Annotated in this window: 17 protein-coding genes and 1 pseudogene; 2 read left to right on the top strand and 16 right to left on the bottom strand. The window is 44.7% G+C overall.

The window, feature by feature from the left end; translation table 11 throughout:
- Positions 1-77 precede the first annotated feature (77 nt).
- The gene (locus ACXADE_RS03685) at positions 78-608 is read left to right on the top strand and encodes a YceI family protein (RefSeq protein WP_474979160.1); all 531 of its coding nucleotides are present in this window, start codon (positions 78-80) and stop codon (positions 606-608) included.
- A 60-nt stretch (positions 609-668) separates the two neighbouring features.
- Here the strand turns inward: ACXADE_RS03685 and ACXADE_RS03680 are convergent, their stop codons facing one another.
- From ACXADE_RS03680 to ACXADE_RS03610, 15 genes and pseudogenes are all read right to left on the bottom strand, one after another.
- Complete coding sequence (locus ACXADE_RS03680) at positions 669-1,973, bottom strand: DUF4179 domain-containing protein (protein WP_474979159.1); 1,305 nt, start codon at positions 1,971-1,973, stop codon at positions 669-671.
- Complete coding sequence (locus ACXADE_RS03675; RefSeq protein ID WP_474982192.1) at positions 1,966-2,193, bottom strand: RNA polymerase sigma factor; 228 nt, start codon at positions 2,191-2,193, stop codon at positions 1,966-1,968. The genes ACXADE_RS03680 and ACXADE_RS03675 overlap by 8 nt, the downstream gene beginning before the upstream one ends.
- Complete coding sequence (locus ACXADE_RS03670) at positions 2,194-2,472, bottom strand: sigma factor (RefSeq protein WP_474979158.1); 279 nt, start codon at positions 2,470-2,472, stop codon at positions 2,194-2,196.
- A gap of 173 nt (positions 2,473-2,645) precedes the next feature.
- Positions 2,646-2,969 carry a CHY zinc finger protein gene (locus ACXADE_RS03665; protein ID WP_474979157.1) on the bottom strand — a complete coding sequence of 108 codons (324 nt, stop codon included), beginning with the start codon at positions 2,967-2,969 and terminating at the stop codon, positions 2,646-2,648.
- A 122-nt stretch (positions 2,970-3,091) separates the two neighbouring features.
- Positions 3,092-4,285 carry an MFS transporter gene (locus ACXADE_RS03660; RefSeq protein WP_474979156.1) on the bottom strand — a complete coding sequence of 398 codons (1,194 nt, stop codon included), beginning with the start codon at positions 4,283-4,285 and terminating at the stop codon, positions 3,092-3,094.
- A gap of 15 nt (positions 4,286-4,300) precedes the next feature.
- A complete protein-coding gene (locus ACXADE_RS03655; RefSeq protein ID WP_474979155.1) occupies positions 4,301-5,947 on the bottom strand; it encodes an SLC13 family permease in 1,647 nt (548 codons plus the stop codon).
- 192 nt (positions 5,948-6,139) lie between these two features.
- Positions 6,140-7,420: an exo-beta-N-acetylmuramidase NamZ family protein gene (locus ACXADE_RS03650; protein WP_474979154.1), complete on the bottom strand. Its 1,281-nt coding sequence runs from the start codon at positions 7,418-7,420 to the stop codon at positions 6,140-6,142.
- A gap of 64 nt (positions 7,421-7,484) precedes the next feature.
- Complete coding sequence (locus ACXADE_RS03645) at positions 7,485-9,593, bottom strand: glycoside hydrolase family 3 protein (protein ID WP_474979153.1); 2,109 nt, start codon at positions 9,591-9,593, stop codon at positions 7,485-7,487.
- Between the two features lie 303 nt (positions 9,594-9,896).
- Positions 9,897-10,966, bottom strand: a pseudogene (locus ACXADE_RS03640) (ABC transporter substrate-binding protein).
- Between the two features lie 24 nt (positions 10,967-10,990).
- Positions 10,991-11,767 (bottom strand): ABC transporter ATP-binding protein, encoded by a 777-nt coding sequence (locus tag ACXADE_RS03635; protein WP_474979152.1) that lies wholly within the window; start codon positions 11,765-11,767, stop codon positions 10,991-10,993.
- 21 nt (positions 11,768-11,788) lie between these two features.
- Complete coding sequence (locus tag ACXADE_RS03630) at positions 11,789-12,610, bottom strand: ABC transporter permease (RefSeq protein WP_474979151.1); 822 nt, start codon at positions 12,608-12,610, stop codon at positions 11,789-11,791.
- Positions 12,611-12,782: 172 nt separating this feature from the next.
- Positions 12,783-13,505, bottom strand: coding sequence for a hypothetical protein (locus tag ACXADE_RS03625; protein WP_474979150.1), 723 nt, complete (start codon positions 13,503-13,505; stop codon positions 12,783-12,785).
- Complete coding sequence (locus tag ACXADE_RS03620; RefSeq protein ID WP_474979149.1) at positions 13,502-14,248, bottom strand: hypothetical protein; 747 nt, start codon at positions 14,246-14,248, stop codon at positions 13,502-13,504. The genes ACXADE_RS03625 and ACXADE_RS03620 overlap by 4 nt, the downstream gene beginning before the upstream one ends.
- The gene (locus ACXADE_RS03615; protein ID WP_474979148.1) at positions 14,220-15,137 is read right to left on the bottom strand and encodes an ATP-binding cassette domain-containing protein; all 918 of its coding nucleotides are present in this window, start codon (positions 15,135-15,137) and stop codon (positions 14,220-14,222) included. Before ACXADE_RS03615 ends, ACXADE_RS03620 begins: the two co-directional genes overlap by 29 nt.
- Entirely contained in the window at positions 15,134-15,511 is a 378-nt protein-coding gene (locus ACXADE_RS03610) for a GntR family transcriptional regulator (protein WP_474979147.1), read from the bottom strand. Before ACXADE_RS03610 ends, ACXADE_RS03615 begins: the two co-directional genes overlap by 4 nt.
- Positions 15,512-15,680: 169 nt before the next feature.
- Here ACXADE_RS03610 and ACXADE_RS03605 point away from each other — a divergent pair, with 169 nt between their 5' ends.
- A complete protein-coding gene (locus ACXADE_RS03605; RefSeq protein ID WP_474979146.1) occupies positions 15,681-17,015 on the top strand; it encodes a short-chain fatty acid transporter in 1,335 nt (444 codons plus the stop codon).
- A gap of 585 nt (positions 17,016-17,600) precedes the next feature.
- Here the strand turns inward: ACXADE_RS03605 and ACXADE_RS03600 are convergent.
- Positions 17,601-18,953, bottom strand: coding sequence for a hypothetical protein (locus tag ACXADE_RS03600; RefSeq protein WP_474979145.1), 1,353 nt, complete (start codon positions 18,951-18,953; stop codon positions 17,601-17,603).
- Positions 18,954-19,063 lie beyond the last annotated feature (110 nt).

Raw genomic sequence — 19,063 nt, 5'->3', positions numbered from 1 at the left:
AAATATCTTGACTTCAAAGTAAATAGAGAGTAATCTTTTATTTAGAATTCAAACTATTTCTTAAAGGGGAATACAAAATGACAAAATTGACGTTGGATCAAGTACACAGTAGCCTTAATTTTCAAATCAAACATATGATGGTATCCAAAGCGAAAGGAGAATTCGAAACGTTCGACTTCGAATTCTCGGGTGATTTAAATGACCTCCCGTCTTCCCAAGTCACGGTTTCCATTCCTGTAACTTCCATCAACACAGGTAATGAGCAACGTGACGGTCATCTGCGTTCAGGCGACTTTTTCGAAGCGGATCAATATCCAAATCTCGTCTTCCGCAGCACCTCCATCAAAAAAATTACGGACGACGAATTTGAAGTGACAGGGAACTTCACGATTAAAGAAGTAACCCGAGAGGAAACGTTTGAAGTTGAATACAATGGAACATCCAAGAGCCCGATGGATGGCAGCACGATTGCAGGCTTTGATGTCCGTGGAAAACTCGACCGTGAAGCTTATGGATTGACGTACAATGCAGCCCTTGAAACAGGCGGTGTCCTTTTAGGTAAAGACGTTAAATTCGAAGGGAATTTCGAATTTATAGTAGAGGAATAATGTGATCATCTCGTTCATTTTCACAAAAAAGCTGAGTCTTTGTATAGACTCAGCTTTTTTTCACTTTAATGGAATGTCTATTTCCTTCTCCAGCCAATGAGGGTAGGAGGAGAAATCAATTCGGAGGGGGCCTTTCACTTCCTCTGCCAGAAATGTTTCGACAGTCTTCGGCCCTTCCATCCTGGATTCAATCTGTTTACTGGATGGGTACAAGCTGTTCCCTTCCGCATCCGTCAAACTCGAAAAACCGATATCCCGGGCTACATCTTCGTGGAATTCTATTTCGAAATGGGAAGGGGATGAGTGAAGCAGTGTTGCTAGATCAGAAGGCTGATAGATAATTTCTTCACTTTCCACGTCAATGGTCATATATTCTGTTTCAGGATCCACAACCATCACTTTTGAAAAATGAAGCGATAAGGATTCAGGGTCCTCAAAATAGTTGCTTTCTATATAAAACGTCAATTCATCATCCCCTGGACCCCCAGACGTGGTTATTCCATTGTTAATTCCAGACCATACCTTTCCGTCTTCCCCTATTAATGAAAGATCATCAATCGAAAGCAGCTCCGTTCGGTTATTCGGATGCTCACTCACTTTTATCTCCGTTCTTAAGGGATGGATGATCACATGATCAATGATAAACCGTTCCCCTTCGATGGATACCTGTTCATGAACGGGGTACTCTCTCGATGAAGCAGAAGAATCTGCTTGGAAACTTACCCTGAAGTTTTCTTTCACGAATGAGCCATCCACAATCCCACTACCTGACATGGCGAGTTCGAACTCCTCTATATCTTCCATCGACTCCTGGGTATAAACCTCCATCATCTGCATCGAGCTGCCTTTTCCTAATCCATCACCTTTATAAGACAAAGACCTCGGCGGCAGGTCTTTCCCATCCCCTGTCATCAGTTCCGGGGTGCCTAAACGAAGGTTCCTATGGTTCCCGTCCGCTTCCAAGTTATAAAAAATAACGATCCCATAGTCATCACGAATGACTCCTTCCAACGTCAGCCTTAGCTCCCCTTTTTCCTCTGTTATATCAAGCGGTTGAAAATGGTCAGCTTCCACAGCCGCCCTCTTACTATGATCCCCCTGAATAAGGGTCACCATTTTCTCCATGCCTGGAATTTGTGAAATCTTCTCAGCGAACACATGAGACACACGAACGCCTCCAGCCATCACCAACAACGCAACAACAGCAGCCAGCATCGGCCATATCACCTTCGGAAACCTTACCTTTGAGGGAGAGGACGCCTTATGAAAGCCATGCTCGATTGCATCATCTAACTCGCACTCATCCACATGTACCTGGTCATACATTTTTTTCCATTCTTTCAAATCTTCATCCCGTTTACTCATGTCGCCCCTCCTCTTCTATTTCTTTCTTCAATTTGCCAAGTGCTGTATAGAGACGCGTTTTTAATGTGTTCTCTTTCACCTTCATCATTTTCGATAATTCCCGGAACGTAATTCCATGAAAATATTTCAAATAAACCAGTTCCTGATCTTTCGGATCAAGAGAAGCAATAGCATCTTCGAGCGCAATCCGATCCGCCTCATCCTCCCCGGCCTTTTCTATTTATTCCCGAGGGTGGACTTGGCTCATTTGTTTCAAAGTATCTTGGCAGTAATGGATCGTAATTCTGATCAACCATGTTTTGGAGTACTGTGGCTTCCTCAGTTGATGCCTTTTCTGATAGGCTCGCACGGTTACTTCCTGCACCGCCTCCAAAGCCTCTTCTTTATTTTTCAGAAAAGCGAGTGCTGTTTTGTATATGTCTTGTTTAAAGGTCTTCATCATGATGATAAATGATTCATCATCCCCTTCAATCGCTTTTTCTATGATGGAAACTTCCAATGGGTCTCCCTCCTGCTCTTCCTTCCAGATCTGTACTAAACCGCTATGATCTTTCTAGTTATTAGACTATGTAATCGATAAATAGTTTGGATGATTCTTAAAAAATTATGATCAAGCTTTTTCAGATCGTACAAACACACGTCCCATAAAAAAACCGCCCATAAAATGGACGGTCATACCTCAAAATAAAGCGGGTAATGCAGACGGCAGCCTCCATTGAATCCATGCTGACAATACGGACACCGCTCCGCTTTCATATATTGTCGAATCGTCAGCCGACTTTTACAACTTCCGCAGAGGACAGCCTGTTCTCCATGCATGCTCTTCGGCCAACGGGTCGGTTCGTGATCCGCCTGTTCCTGATGACAGGAAAAGCAGGCATAGAACTCCCCACAGCAATAAAAACGAATGGCGATGATGTCGACTCTGCTGTGATAATGAGCACACCGCGTTTCCCCATCGACTTGGCTGCCTTTAACGAGAGGCGTTTTCTCCATGTTTCTCTCTCCTTAAATCCATACATTCTTTAGAGACGCTTTATTCAACCCCACTGACATTATATCATGTAGAATTGCCAAAAAAAGGTGTACCAGGTCATCCATATTTTGGATAATTACCCTCACTCATCCTTGTAAATCGGTGAGAAGATGAAAAGCAGGGCGAGCAGGCCAGTGACGCTGAGGACACCCATCCACTCAAAGTTCTCCCACAGCGTGCCGATCGCTGTACTTCCTATAGCGACCCCAAGATAATAGCTGATCAAGTAAAAACCGGAGGCACCGCTCTTATGATGAGTTGCCGACTTGCTGACCAGTGCAGCCGCCATAGAATGGGCCACGAAAAACCCCATGCAGATAAGAGACAAACCTGCAAGTACAGCTGTCCCCGATGGAAAAGCGGTCAGCATCGCCCCGGCGATCAGGATGCTCACACCTGTAAACATCACTTTTTTCAATCCCAGCCAATCAGAAAACCGACCGGCGATCGGTGGGGCCAGAACCCCGAACACGTACGCAAAGTAAGTGAAGGCAATCCACTTTAAAGACCAGTTAAACGGGTCTTCCTGTAAGTGAAAGGGGATGTATGTCCATATTGCCGTGAAAACGATTTGCAGCAGTACTCCCATCAGGAAAAGCACCAGCATGGAGCGGCTTTTCAAGTGGAAGAGCATCCCTTTCAAATCATCACCGATAGCTTGATCTGTTTTTTCGAAAAAGCGTTCTTTAGGAAAGAGAAAGATGAATAGGACAGTAGAAACCAGCCCGAATCCAGCAAAAGAATACAAAGTCAACTGCCAGCTTAAGAGATCAGTCATATAACCGCCTACGACTCTACCACCCATTCCTCCTAAAGCATTACTGGAGATGTATAATGTCATCGCAAGACCTAAATGTTTATGAGCGATTTCCTCTCCTAAGTACCCCATCGCAGCAGCCGGGATGCCCGCCAAAAAGAAGCCTTGGATAAACCTCAAAACGACCATCCACCCAAACGTCTGAGTAACTGGCAAAAGGATAAGCGTCCCTGCTGTAATGAACAAGGAAACCCTCATGACCGTTATTCGCCCATACCGATCGGCACAGAAACCAAGGATGAATAACCCAAGAACCATGGCAATGACACAGGCAGACATGAGAAAACTAGATTCCGTCGCTGACACATTGAACGCTTCGGTAAAAACAGGAAGCAACGGCTGAAACACATACAGTGTAGAAAAAATCGATAAGGAAGCCAGCATCAGAGCAATGGTCACCCGCCAAAATTCACTTTGTCTGGGGGTGTAAGGTTGTTTATTTCTTGGTATGGCTTCCATGTCTATCATCCTCTATCAAGAATTGAAGCGAGTCGGAAATGTCGTTAAATCAATGCCCCATACAAATGGCAGGTAAAAATAAATAGCGACTGTAATTAACACAACAGCTGCGATGTTGAGCCAGAGCCCTGCCTTGGCCATGTCGGGAATCCTCAAATACCCACTGCCGAAAACGACGGCGTTTGGCGGTGTTGCAACAGGCAGCATAAAGGCACAGCTCGCTGCAACTCCGGCAGCAATCATCAAACTATAGGGATGAACCGAAATCGCACTGGCAAGAGACGCCATAATCGGAAACATCATCGTCGCAGTCGCCGTATTCGAAGTAATCTCCGTCAAGAAAATCACAAGAGCAGCAACGATGACAACGATTAAGATGAGATGAACTCCTTCTAAGATGGTCAACTGCGTACCGATCCATTCAGCAAGCCCTGTTTCCTGGAAACCGGCGGCAATCGCAAGTCCCGCTCCAAATAAAAGAAGAATCCCCCAAGGAAGTCCTTTTGCTGTCTCCCAATCCAACAGATAATCCCCTTTCTTATTTTTAGATGGAATGAGGAAAAGAAGAATAGATGCACTCATCGCAATCATCGTGTCGTTAATGTTTTCATTTAGATGTACGAGTAAAAACGACCTGGAAATCCAAGCGGCTGCAGTAACCGTAAACACGGTCATAACGATTTTCTCTTCCACGCTCATGGCCCCAAGCGAACGCCTTTCATCTCCGATCACTTTTTTTCCACCCGGCAGCTCTTTAATTTTCATAGGATAAGCTACCTTCACTAAATAAAACCACGCAATGGCTAGAAAAAGAATGGTCAGCGGTACACCGAAGGCCATCCAGCCGGCAAAGCTGATTTCTATTCCGTACGTTTGTTCAACGACAGCTTTGAAAATAGTGTTCGGTGGCGTACCGATAAGGGTTGCAAGCCCGCCAATTGAAGCACTGTAGGCAACCCCGAGCATGACTGCTTTTCCGAAGTGGAAATTCTCATGATCAACCGTTTCTCCTTTTTTCTTCAATTGTTCAGAAGCCTGGTAAATCACGGCCATTCCAATCGGAACCATCATCATGGCCGTTGCTGTGTTGGAGATCCACATGGAAAGCGTTCCTGTCGCAACCATGAAGCCGAGCACGATTTGTTCCGTACTTGTACCGACGGAAGCAATGATAAATAACGCCATCCGTTTATGTAAATTCCATTTCTGCATCGCCAAAGCAATCAGAAACCCGCCCATAAATAGAAAGATCGTGTTATCCCCATAGGAAGAAGCAGTCAACCCTCCATCCAAACCACCGGTCAGAGGGAAAAGGATAAGCGGAAGCAAAGATGTGGCGGGAATCGGAATCGCTTCCGTAATCCACCATGTCGCAATCCAGATAGTGCTGGCTAATACAGCGACGGCACTCTGTGATAATCCTTCAGCCTCCAAAAAAAGCAGTGTAAGCGCAAACAATAATGGCCCTAAAAAAAGTCCAACTTTTTGGCGCGTATCAAAAGACCTTCCCGGCTCCTGATCTTCAGACGACTCGTTTGGATGAGCGGAAGCCGAAGGCCCCCCGCCTTTACCTGCTACCATAAACGTCAATAAATCCTTCGCCTGGTCGTGCATTTCCCAGAGCCGATTCCATGTATTATGCAAAAACGTTTGTGATCCCATATCAATATCCTCCCTTTCTGTTTTTGTCAAATATGTATGAATATTTACAAATTTTATCACACCCTGGCCTCTTCTGTCATAAATCATCCATCACTTAAGACAAGCAGCTCAACATCTGCCGTTTAATGGAAAAAATATACACACCAGGTCATCCATAAAATGGATGACCTGGTGTGTCAAATTTTACCACTTTTATTTTCTATACAGAAGGTAATGTTTTCTTACTTTTTGGAATGTCTTAAGGTCTTCTTCCCAGCGGTCTTTTATTACTTCCACATCTGTCCCGTTTTCTATTTCTTCACGGACCCATCCGTTTCCGATCAGATAATCGAAGAAGGAGATGCCTTCTGAGTTTTCTGCTCTGAACTTGAAGTCCTCGGGATACAGATCATGAATAGTTTTCACTAAGTAGACCCCGGTCTCAACGGCGTTGAATTCCTCTCTATCTGTAACATGGATCTGCACACCGTGAGTCAATTCCCCGGCGTGTTTGGAGAAGGACGGGGTAAAGGAAGCGGCCCTGAATCTTACTCCTGGAAGGTTGTGATCATTCATCGCTGCCGCAAGGTCTGTACTGTTGATGTAAGGGGCACCGATCAATTCGAACGGGCGGGTTGTTCCACGACCTTCGGAAACATTGGTTCCTTCGATCAGAGCAGTTCCCGGGTACACAAAGGCCGTATTTACAGTCGGCATGTTCGGGGAAGGTGCGACAAATTCGAGACCTGTCTCTTCATAATCCGTACTGCGCTTCCATCCTTGCATTTCCACGACTTGCAAATCTGCGCCAATCTCAAATTCTTCATTAAATAACTTAGCTAACTCTCCTACCGTCATGCCGTGCCTGAGGGGGATTGGATAATTTCCGACAAACGACTGGTACGCCTCATTTAGGACCGGCCCCTCTACTTTCTTTCCACCGAGTGGATTCGGACGGTCCAGAACGATAAATGGGATATCATTTTCCTTCGCGGCTTCCATTGCATAGGCCATTGTATAAATGTACGTGTAGAATCGTGTCCCGACATCCTGGATGTCAAACAGCAGAACATCGATGTCCTCAAGCATTTCGGGCGTTGGTTTTCGTGTCGTGCCATACAAACTGTAGACAGGAAGTCCAGTTTCTTCATCCGTATAAAATTCTACATATTCACCCGCTTGGGCACTTCCGCGCACCCCGTGTTCCGGACCATACAAAGCGGTCAGATTGATATCTTCATCTTTATGGAGGCGGTCGACGATGCTGTTCATTTCTTGATCGACCCCGGTCGGATTCGTAATCAGCCCTACGTTTTTCCCTTCAATCCTTTCCTTCTCCTCATCCATAAGCACTTCCACCCCGAGTTTGAAAGGTTCGCCTTTTTTATGATGCCCCTTTCTCTTTCCCGGGTGTCCATTATGATCAGCGAAAACAACCGTGAATGTCGACAATGCCATGATGAAAACGACCGTAAGAATGAACCATTTTTTCAAAACTATCCTCTCCCTTTTGTTTGATCGTCAAAAGACATAACCGCCAGTTTCCACTTATGAAATATTACTCTCTATACGTGAGACCTGTCCCATATTCAAACAACACTCCTCCGTCGCCATCCGGAATCGTTACAGGCAGCTGGCCTGTCGGATGATTGACACCAAACAAGGTATCTGCAGTCGCTTTAAAGCTTGCTTCTCTAAAACCATATTGGGCGAGGTAGGCATCGATTTCGGGATACGCCATGATGTCATAAGGATTGCGGATCCCAACACCAATGACGGGTACATCCGTCTTTGTCATGACATCTTGCACGATCTGCATTTGTGGGTGATCTTCCGAACGTGTGGATACATTATAGGTGTAGGTTCCAACGATGACATAATCCGCTTCACTCAGCGCCCTGCTTTGTTCTTCCGTCCATCCACTTCCATCCAGCTGAAGCACTTCGGTATTTGAATGACGTGAGGAAACAGCATCACCGAGGGCGTTAACGAATGTATTTCCAATGAACACGAGGTGTTCCTCTTCAGAAGGTGTCAAAGGAAGAACCCCTTCATTCTTCACAAGTGTTACGGATCGCTCTGATGCTTCTTTTTCAATTATTTGATGTTCCTCTGATCCCACTATTTTAGCTGCTTCTTGGATTTTATTCTCCAAAGGTTGAGGCGTTTCTTCCTTCAAGATCCCACGTTTCACCTTCAGACTGAGGATCCTTTTCACAGAATCATCAACAGTTTCAATGGGAATACGTCCGGATTCCACGGCTTCATAAACGCCTGGAACAACTTCCTGCAGACCTACAGGCATAAGCGCAATATCTGTCCCCGCATTGATTGCACGAATGACTGCATCTACAGGGCCGAAATGATCGGCAATTGCTTTCATATTCAAGGCGTCTGTAACTACAACTCCGTTATAATCCATTTCTTCCCGCATCAAACCTGTGAGAACTTTTTCTGATAGGGTAGCTGGAAGAGCGATTTCAGACCCGTCTTTTTTTGAGGTCACTTTGGTGGCATCTATCTTTGGAAACGTGATATGAGCGGTCATAACGGCATCAATCCCTGCATCCATCGCTTGTTGGAAAGGCAGAAGTTCAACCTCTTCCAACCGCTCCAGGTCATATGGTACCTCGGGTAAACCAATGTGCGAATCTGTCGCTGTGTCACCGTGGCCGGGGAAGTGCTTTGCGGTTGCAGCTACTCCTTGCTGCTGCACCCCTTTTGTATACGCCGTCCCCAATTTTCCAACGAGGAGAGGGTCTTCTCCGAAAGAGCGGACACCGATCACAGGATTATCCGGGTTGTTGTTCACATCCATGACAGGGGCAAAATTCATATTGATCCCGAGAGAAGCTAATTCAGCTCCGTTGACCGCCCCTGCATCCTGGGCCAATTCTTCCGACCGCGCTGCCCCTAACGCCATGTTTCCAGGCATATCCGTTCCGGACTGAAGGCGCGTAACAATGCCTCCTTCCTGGTCGATAGTCATCAGCAGCCCGTATTTTTCTGAAGCGTCCTGGTAATCCGAAACAAGTTTGATGGTTTGTTCTGTGGTTACAACATTTTCCCGGAAAAGAATGACACCTCCGAGGTGATATTTTTGAACCATTTCCTTAATTTCAGGAAGCATGTCTGTGACGTTTTCCCCTTCCCATGTCCTGAAATCCGGCATAAGCATTTGACCGACCTTTTCTTCCATCGTCATGTTGGCAAGGGCATGTTCAACCACTTGGTAACGCTCCCCACGCTGCTTCTGGATAATCGGTTGAAAATCATGTTTCCCTTCCTTAGAACGGGAAGGTTTATAGGCAGCAGCAATACGATCATATGAACGACCGTTGGATGCAACGATCCAAGTCCTTCCTGGCTTACCGGTAAAAGTGACCGTACCATCCTTCTCCACCTTGGCCACTCTCGGGTTTTTGGATTTCCACCGCACTCCTTTCTCCACTTTAGTAAAATGACCGTCTTCATGAACGTTCAAGGCAGATAATTGAATAGAATTCCCTTCTACAGAAACGTCAGACTGTGGAACGTTCTCGAAGATGATCAAACCATGGTGCCCACCACTCCCCCTGGCTTCTACTTGTGTGCTCATAAACCAGGATGGGAGCATCAGACCGAAAGCGATTGTGAGGACCAACACCCATTTTCCAGCCACTTTCATTACACATTCCTCCTTCATTTATCTATTTGTAAAAGACGTTTTCCTATCCAGGAAGACCTCTTTTGTAAACCACAACATGCTCATTTATGTAAACGCTTACAATATATAATAAAAGCGTAACGAATATAGATATAGTCGTCTATACCACTTAAGGCCCCATTCATGATTCGCCCCCCCTGAATGCCAAAACTTTCCTACCACTTCTTAGGACTCATTTTGAAATATCAAGTCAAATTCAAAAATTTATCCCGAAATATTAGTACATAAAAAGGCATCCCCAACGGATGCCTTTCCTTTATAAGGTTATCGCTCATACGGGCCGATTTGTTCGATGGCTTCCTCTGTCAGGGAAGTGTCTATAGCCTGATTAAAATCGATGTCGCCACTGATTGCCCCGTTTTGGTCATACATCTCAAATTGTTTTTTAATATCCTCAATAAACATGGCACCATTAGGGTCCAGACCAGTCACGCCAACCTTTTCCCACACACCTGGATCTTTCAGTGCGGTATGTTTCGTCATAATTTCAATGACTTCATCCAGACCTTCATCGTAAAGGAACGCGTCGTTATAATCCCGAACACCCTTCAAATACGCCGCCATGAACCTTACAGAGACGTCCGTTTCTTTTTCAATAAAATCAGGAGACCCGAGGACCATGGCAATCTGTGCATCTGGTGCAAAGTCCGTGGCATCACCGAAACGAACATGCAGGTTCTGAGTTTCTCCCTGCGTAATTAAGGGTTCAATTTGAAGAGCGGCATCAATGGACTTACTGCCCATGGCTGCCAGCATATTTCCAAAGTCAGACATAAGAACAAATTCAACATCATCCTCTGTCAGCCCAGCATGATCAAGCATGCGCTGGAAGATGTAGTCATCCACCGCATTCCTTGAAGAGACGGCAATCCTTTTTCCTTTCAAATCTTTGTACGCTTTGATTTCACCTTGAAGTATTCCCGAATCACGAAACTGAAGTAAGAACTTCCATCAAAATAGTGTCCCTTATCTGCGATGATTTTGACGTCGATTCCCTGTGCGATGGCGTTGAAGAAGGATGCCGTTGATACCCCTCCGGCAATATCCACTTCACCCGCGGCAAGAGCCGGCAACATATCGTCACTATTGGCGAACGTGGTGAATTTGATATCGATATTATAATCTTCAAAATATCCTTTTTCTTCGGCTATATAAAAACCTGCACCAGATGCAGCCCCGTCTTCAGCGATGACAACTGTCGTCTTCTTCTCCAAAGGAGCAAAATCCCCGGAAGGATTCTCTGTGTTCCCTCCTCCCCCTTCCTCACTGGAGGCACATCCGAATAAGACAAATATGAGGAACAAAAAAGACAATAAATGACATACTTTTTTCATCATGGGATTCCAATCCCCTTTCCTTCACGATTTGCGGGAACGTTGGACCTCTTCCTGTAGATGGGTCCATATTTCTACAAAGTACTCAGCCATCTGTGAATCTGCCCGTACTTGCTCCATATTTCGTGGCCTTGGAAGATCGATTCGCTTTTCTCCGATGATGGTGCCTGGTTGTGAGCTCATTAGAAGAATCCGGTCGCTAAGGAGAAGGGCTTCATCTATACTGTGAGTGATAAATAAGACGGTCTTCTTCGTTTCCGACCAAATATTCAACAGCTCTTCCTGCAGGATGAATTTGTTCTGCTCATCAAGAGCTGCGAACGGTTCATCCATTAACAGTATTTCTGGATCATTGGCAAACGCTCTGGCGATACTTACCCGCTGTTTCATACCACCCGACAGCTCTTTCGGGTACAGCTTAGCAAACTTCCAAAGTCCTACCTTCTTCAAATAATATTCGGTTCTTTCCTTGATCACTTGCTCAGGTAAATGCCTCATTTTCAATCCAAAACTCACATTACCTTCCACAGTCAACCATGGGATAACGCCACGCTCCTGAAAGACCATCGATTGGAGTGGACGTTCTTTTTCGCTTTTTGCAATGGTGAAGGTTCCCCCGCTCGGCTTTTCAAGATCGGCCAAAATTCTTAAAAGGGTCGTCTTTCCACACCCGCTCGGACCAACAAGACAAACGAACTCTCCGTCCTTAATATCAAGGGATAAACGTTCAAGAGCCGTCACCCGGCTTTCTTTCTTATAGAACACTTTGGTCAAATCTTTAATCGATATTTTAGCTTCCATCCCTGGCGCTCCTTTCATCAGTTATCGCCACGGCAGCAGTTTCGCCTGCAGAGCACGGAGAAGAATCGAAAATAAGTAGCCAAAGAACGAAATGAGCACAAGACCGACAAACATTTCTTTCAGGAGAAAAGCTTTGTAAGACGTCCAAATCAAATAACCAATCCCTGAGTTCGCTCCCATCATTTCTGCCGCCACAATCGTCAATAGGGCAATCGCCTGCCCCATCTGGATCCCCTCAAGCATGACAGGAAGAGATCCTGGAAGTGCAATTTTGAAAAAGAATTGCTTTGAATCGGCCCCATAATTTTTAGCAACATCCAAATAAATACGATCGATATTCACGACACCAGCCACCGTATTAATCACGACAGGAAAAAAAACACTCCCTGCGATCGTAACCACTTTAGAAACCTCACCCACACCGAATAAGATAATGATGATCGGCAGCAGGGCAAGTGTGGGAATCGGCATCAATGCCATGATAAGAGGGGATAGAAAGTGACGAACAGGTCCATAAAGCCCCATAAGCAGACCAATCACGATAGCTGGTATAACCCCGAGCAGAAAACCTGCAAAGATGCGGAATAAAGAGATCCCGACATGATGGAATAATTCCCCGCTCATTCCCATCGCCCAAAATGTTCCGACAATCTCTGTCGGTGGCGGAAAGAAACGGGCATCAATCAACCCCGTCCTCGATAAAAATTCCCAGAGCAATACAATGAAGATTGGTGATGATATCGTCAGTACCTGTTTCAGACGATGTTGAACTTGACGCTTTTTCCACTCCTGTTTCTCCTGTTGTAAAGGGTCGTTCACAGATTCCCTTTTGACATCCTTCATTCTCACCACCTCTAGTGCTAAATTATGTGCGCCCGCCCAATTGTGTGAAAAACCCCGTGCTCCTAAGAACATTGAGGAAATAATAACCCACACAAAAAGCAGGATCCCTATAAAGGACCCTGCTATTATCATAAAAACTCTGGTATCGCGGATGGCTGCCGTAAAATACTCTTTATTCTTTATCATCAACAGGAGACACTTCCGTATAAGTCTGTTCATCTCCAACTATCTCTATGTCCGCCGGCACACGGATGTATAGAACAGACGAATTCCAGTGAGAAACCGTCGTCTCTCCCCACATCTCCCTTCCTTCTTCTTCGAAAAGCCCGAAGGGAAATTCATAGCCGAACATCTTATACCGTAATTCCTGCACGCTTCCCTCCCGAAGCGACAGGGTTTCCATGTGAAGACTCACTTCAGGTGCATAAGTTTCTTCAATTGGATATCCATTGATCGTCATCGGTGTTTGATAATAAACGACTTCTATCGTTTCTGAAACATCGTCTGTCCGTTCCAAAAAGATATTAATTCCGCTATGGAAAACCTCTTCTGAATTTTGCAGAACCAATGAATCATCAATAAAGGGGAAAGACCATTCTTGTACGCGCCAGTCTTCCAGTTGGTCTGTCTCCCCTTTCTGAGCCCATGTATAGAAATCTTGAGCGCGCTGTTCCATTGCTTCATTCTTTTCCGACCCTTGCAATTCGGATCCTTTCAAAGGAATCATGAAGAAAATCATTGTGGATAGGAGCAGAAAAACGGAATAACCGATGAACATCCAAAGACCGTTTTTTCCTCTTCCAAATCCTTTCTGTGAACCTCTCTTCATGAACCAGCTCACATAAATGATAACGATTAGTAGCATGAACAGTGGAAGGACAACGATTCCCGTCATTGTTTCACCTCCAGATGATTGGACACCATCACCGCTGCTCCGAAGAACAAGACAGAAGTTGCGAGTGTCTTCAATAAGAATAACAGTCCATTACTTTCGTCAAAGTAGAATTGAAAGAATTTCTCTGGCACCGGGTAGCCACCTTTCGTCAATAGAATCATAGCCCCGACGATGACCACAGGAAAAAGAATAATCAACATTTTGTTCATCTGCATAATCATGCCTGCCAGATATCCCATACTGCTGAACAGGAAGATTAACAGGATGGTTGCCCCGGTCCCCGAAAGCCACAAACCAGCGTCCCCTACACTTTGATGGAGAAGTACATCCTCTCCCGGCATCATTATATAGGCCAGCAGTTTTAATGCGTACCCGGCCAATAAAGAGGTTAGTGCAGCGATGACACAAAGGATGAACAGAAAGACGATCGTAGAGAATGTGCTCGTCATCCGGGTCGTCACAAAAGCGAAATCATCTTCCCGATACGCTTTTGTCGTCAAAAGAAATGCGGTTAGAAATCCCCAGAAAATCGTAAAACCTATAATAATATCAGCTGTATAATAGGTTATATTGATATCATAGCCTGTTCTCCCGCTCCCCATTTGTCCTGCCCCATTTAAAGAAAATAAGAGTCCAATAAGTTGGATGACAACGAGTGAAGTGAAAACCCCCGTGTAGGCTCTCCATTTATAGCCGATCTGTTTTTTGATGACATCAGACTTCTGCACTTCGGTCAAAGACATCATCCACACTCCCCTTCCTGGTTGGAGATTCTGTCAAATAGATCCATAGATCGCTCGCTTTAACAGGGGATACTTTCATTCCTGCCTCTTTCATTTGTTGAAAATCGTCAGTGTTCAGCTCATTTTTGATCACCGCATAACAAGTATCAAACGCCTGCTCGCTGAACCATAGCGTTTGTCTGCCTTCAAGAAACGATTCTATAAGAGCTCGCTCCCCCGTGATCCCTATCCCATACTCTTTCAAATCATCCATCGACATTTGAAGCGCTAACCTTCCCTGATGCAGGACGACCACTTCTTCCAGCAGATCCTCCATTTCCTCGAGATGATGGGTGGATAATAGAATCGTCCTTGGATGAATCAAATAATCCTTTAATAAAGCACGGTAAAAGTCCTTACGAACAGCTGCATCCATGCCGATCGTCGGTTCATCAAAGATCGTCAGCGCTGCCCTTGAGGCGAGACCGACAATCATATTGAACGTACTCTCTTTTCCTTTCGAAAGTTCATTGTGATGCTGTCTACCTTCAAAACCGAAATAGTCGAACAAACGCTGAGCCAAATCATGATCCCAGTGAGGATAAAAACGCTGTCCCTCTGATAAAATTTCCTGCAACGTCAATGCTTCTGGAAAATTCATTCGATCATCTATATAGATAGTGTTGGCTGAGACAAATAAGTTATTGAAAGGTCTCCTACCGAACACTTCCACCATCCCGGATTTCTCTTTTACTAAACCTGAAAGGATTTTAAGAAGTGTCGTTTTCCCAGCCCCGTTCCTTCCAATTACTCCAACAATCTTATTTTCTTCTATTGAAAATGATAGATTATCGATTGCGCTTTTCCGATAATAGCGTTTGTTCAAGTTCATACATTTGATGGCCTTCATCTTTTTTCCCCTTTCCAGGCATCCCTGACCAGCTTCAGGAGTTCTTGCTCAGTTAGTTCCAAACGTCCGGCCTCTGTTACAAGGTCATGAATGAAATGTTTCAACGTTTGGTTTTTCCGTTTATCAACAATGATTTGCTTGGCATCCTGAGAGACAAATTTCCCAAGACCGCGCCTATCATAAAGAATGCCTTCTTCGGCAAGCTTTGTCAGTCCTTTGGCTGCCGTAGCAGGATTGATGTTATATAAATCGGCCAGTTTATACTGTGAATAGACTTTTTCATCAGGAGTAAAGTTCCCATAAAGAATTTCACTTTCCAGCCATTCGGCAATTTGGATATAGATAGGCTTTAAACCGTCAGTATCAAGATTCAAGCGATCGCCTCTTCTCTGAATGGGTGCATTAGTGTTGCAATGTAGTATATGGCATTTTCTAACTTTTGACAAGAAAAATATACAGAAAAGTCTTGAAATTCATTTTATATTCAGGGACACTGAAATATGTAGTTGTAAGCGATTTCAATTCATTAGGAGGTTGTTCGTAATGCTTAGAGGAATTACCCATTTTTTTGATCGGATGGTGCAGCGTTTTTTACCAGATGCCTTTTTGTTCGCCATTATCCTGACCATCATTGTTTTTGGTTTAGGAACCTTCTTCACAGGAAGCTCTGCTGGAGAGATGGTCCAATTTTGGGGCGATGGCTTTTGGAACCTTCTCGCTTTTGCCATGCAGATGTCCCTGATCGTAGTAACCGGATACATACTTGCCAACACCCCTGTGGTCAAGGCAGCCCTTTCAAAATTAAGCACGCTTGCGAAGACGCCGGGGCAGGCGATTTTACTCGTTTCGTTTGTAGCAGGACTCGCTTGTCTGATCAACTATGGTTTTGGGTTGGTCGCTGGTGCCCTTCTTGCGATTCATGTTGCTAAACGGGTACCGAATGTTGATTATCGACTGTTGATGGCCAGTGCTTACAGCGGATTCCTCTTATGGCATGGTGGACTCTCAGGATCGATCCCCTTGACCATTGCCACGGAAGACCACTTTCTCGCCGACTCCATCGGCTCTATTGCCATTACCGACACGCTATTCAGCGGAATGAATATTTTTATTGTCCTGACATTACTTCTCACCCTTCCTCTGCTGAACTTATGGTTACTGAAATCCAGTGGGGACCTCAGCAAAAACAATCTTGAGTTCTTAGAAGATGAAGAGAAAGCCGAGCAGCAAATGGCGGCATCAACCAGAGACATGACACCGGCGGAACATTTGGAAAACAGTAAAGTAATTTCCTTGTTGATTGGGGCACTAGGTCTTGCATTCATTGTCTACCATTTTGGTCGGAACGGATTCGATTTGAATATCAATATCGTGAATTTTATATTCTTATTCCTCGGTATTTTATTCCACCAGACCCCTCGCAGGTTTTTGAACAGCGCGAATGATGCCGTGAAAAACGCTGGAGGAATTATCATTCAATTCCCATTCTATGCCGGCATCATGGGCATGATGGTCGCTTCAGGATTATCCGAGCAGATGTCGAACTGGTTCGTGAGCGTATCTACAGAATTCACATTTCCTGTTTTCGCATTTATCAGTGCCGGCATCGTCAACTTTTTCGTCCCTTCTGGAGGGGGACAATGGGCCGTCCAGGCTCCGATCATGATCCCTGCAGCTATGGACCTGGGGGTAAGTACGGCGAAGACAGCGATGGCTGTCGCCTGGGGAGATGCCTGGACGAATATGATTCAACCATTTTGGGCGTTGCCGCTCCTGGCGATTGCAGGGCTAAAGGTCAAAGACATCATGGGCTTTTGTGTCATCATCTTGTTTTGGAGTTTCATCCCTATCTCAATTGCTCTCTTATTTTTCAATTAAGCTCTGATAAAGGTCAGTGTTGATATTTGCATCAACGGATGGAAGGGACAATGAATGATAAGATAGTAAAAGAGAATTCATTTCCAAGTATCAAAACCTTTAGATGATCTACTTCCACGATCCAACCATTGAATCTTGTTGGATTATGATTTCGAAACGGAGTCTTAAGATAAATGGCAGGATTGTTGAAGACTTGATTTCGAGATGGTTCGGGGTTCGTTATCGTGTGGAGTGCCAGGGGTGGCTGGGAAACTACTCGCTTTCCTGTGGGAGAGTGCTGGGTGAGACCCCGCAAGGCGTAAGCCTGAGGAGGCTCACCGCGCTCCCGCTGAAAGCGAGTCATCCCCCGCAGCCCCTAACTCCCACACAAACATCTCGAAGCTGAGTCTTCAAGAAAAGGGAGCTTTCGTTGAATAAGCCAACTATAAAAATGAGGAACTTCCATAATATTGGAAGTTCCTTTTTGCAGTAATATCAACCCTAAACTTTAACAGAGCCTTCAATTAACAAAAATCATAGAAAACTCCCTGCCAAATCGGCAGGGAGTTTTCTATGACACGTGTTTATCTTCATTATGACAGGAAGTCATGCCCACTTTTGGACATTTACACACAATTGTTGATAAGCTCTTGATTCTTCCATCATTTGTTTGTCTGCATACACTTTTGCAAGCCACCGGAGGGGTTCAGGAGCTTCTGGTTTGAGTTCCATTTCCATCTGGAAACATTCAATGGACTTTTCGAGCTGATTCAAACCATAGTACAGCTCCCCCAATTCCTGCATACAATCAAGATCTTCCTGAATTTCATTCATCCGCTCCACCTTCCTCATCGTCGAACTTTTATTCGGGAATACAATGAGGGCTTGATGCACTTGGTCAAGTTCCATCGTTTCCAACAACTTAAGAATATATCGGTCCAGAAGTTCACCGGCATCATCCGGCTGCTCATTCATGTAACGTTCCAGAAAAGGAAGAAGCTGTTCGGATGGACGTTCCAAGAAGTATTGGTTAAGCAAATCCTTCATAAGATTCCTTTGATTTTCACTCAACTGCAGTTCCTTCTCAGTATAGAGGAGCGCAGCCTGATCGATATTTTCATTGTCTAAATAATGTTGGAATAGATCTTCACCGGCTGGATGAAAAGCAGGCAGGAAGCGGGTGATTTGCTCAAGCAGGCAGATCCTGCTCTCCTGATCGAAATGTTGTTGGAAAGAATTTAAACAAGATTGATAGCTCTCAGGAGTGGGGTGTTGATAAAAAGAAGATAACAAATGGGCGGAAGCTTCGATCCAGCGGCTTTCCTCCAATAATAACTGCTGGTGGCTTTCGAATGAAGCGTTCGTTTCCTTGAATAACGGATCGCGCTTCGATAATTCCGGTGATTTTTCTAAATATAAATCAGCCAGGTCACGGTAAATGAGGTCATTGGCCGTTTCTTTAACAAACCGGTGATTTGGAGCAAATTCCGCCATTATACGGATGACGCGATACGCTCCTGACATGTTTCCTTCACGTCTATATTCATAATAAAATGATTTTATGTCCTGAAATAATTGTTTCTTCGGAATAAAGGATTCAAAGAAAGTGAGGATTTTTGCTTGTTCCTGACGGGTATACAAGCGGGCAATCTGCTTTTTCAGCTGAGGATAGCTGATTTTTTGAAGAGGGGCGTTCCATTCGATTAAAGCTTGCAAATGAGGGCTGGGGTCTTCATACACGGTCCCTTTTTTAAACGCACGGGCCACGTAAGTATTCAGTTTTACCCGTTTCATTCGGACGGAGGTAAGATATTTCTGTTTATAAAAGAACAGCATATAACACTGTGATTGATCATCGAATGTTTCCACAAGCTGCATCTGCTCGTAGAAGACAACACGCGATGGAGAGAGCGCTTGATCTATATTCCCCTGCTTTACATGAACAGTCATCGGTTTCATCACATCCGCCTCCTTCTTTCCTTCAATATACCACACCCGTCTCTTTTTGTTAAAACTAGTATTATTGTAGAATATAATCAAAGATATGATTATAATAGTACTAAAGTCCG

The organism is Halobacillus sp. ABR2_026, from assembly GCF_056158545.1.
This window is presented reverse-complemented; position numbering and strand designations above follow the sequence as displayed.

Excerpts from the sequence above, each read along its gene's own strand:
- ACXADE_RS03685 (WP_474979160.1), top strand. The coding sequence starts at position 78 with ATGACAAAATTGACGTTGGATCAAGTACACAGTAGCCTTAATTTTCAA.
- ACXADE_RS03680 (WP_474979159.1), bottom strand. The coding sequence starts at position 1,973 with ATGAGTAAACGGGATGAAGATTTGAAAGAATGGAAAAAAATGTATGAC.
- ACXADE_RS03665 (WP_474979157.1), bottom strand. The coding sequence starts at position 2,969 with ATGGAGAAAACGCCTCTCGTTAAAGGCAGCCAAGTCGATGGGGAAACG.
- ACXADE_RS03660 (WP_474979156.1), bottom strand. The coding sequence starts at position 4,285 with ATGGAAGCCATACCAAGAAATAAACAACCTTACACCCCCAGACAAAGT.
- ACXADE_RS03655 (WP_474979155.1), bottom strand. The coding sequence starts at position 5,947 with ATGGGATCACAAACGTTTTTGCATAATACATGGAATCGGCTCTGGGAA.
- ACXADE_RS03645 (WP_474979153.1), bottom strand. The coding sequence starts at position 9,593 with ATGAAAGTGGCTGGAAAATGGGTGTTGGTCCTCACAATCGCTTTCGGT.
- ACXADE_RS03635 (WP_474979152.1), bottom strand. The coding sequence starts at position 11,767 with ATGGAAGCTAAAATATCGATTAAAGATTTGACCAAAGTGTTCTATAAG.
- ACXADE_RS03630 (WP_474979151.1), bottom strand. The coding sequence starts at position 12,610 with ATGAAGGATGTCAAAAGGGAATCTGTGAACGACCCTTTACAACAGGAG.
- ACXADE_RS03625 (WP_474979150.1), bottom strand. The coding sequence starts at position 13,505 with ATGACGGGAATCGTTGTCCTTCCACTGTTCATGCTACTAATCGTTATC.
- ACXADE_RS03620 (WP_474979149.1), bottom strand. The coding sequence starts at position 14,248 with ATGTCTTTGACCGAAGTGCAGAAGTCTGATGTCATCAAAAAACAGATC.
- ACXADE_RS03615 (WP_474979148.1), bottom strand. The coding sequence starts at position 15,137 with ATGAAGGCCATCAAATGTATGAACTTGAACAAACGCTATTATCGGAAA.
- ACXADE_RS03605 (WP_474979146.1), top strand. The coding sequence starts at position 15,681 with ATGCTTAGAGGAATTACCCATTTTTTTGATCGGATGGTGCAGCGTTTT.
- ACXADE_RS03600 (WP_474979145.1), bottom strand. The coding sequence starts at position 18,953 with ATGAAACCGATGACTGTTCATGTAAAGCAGGGGAATATAGATCAAGCG.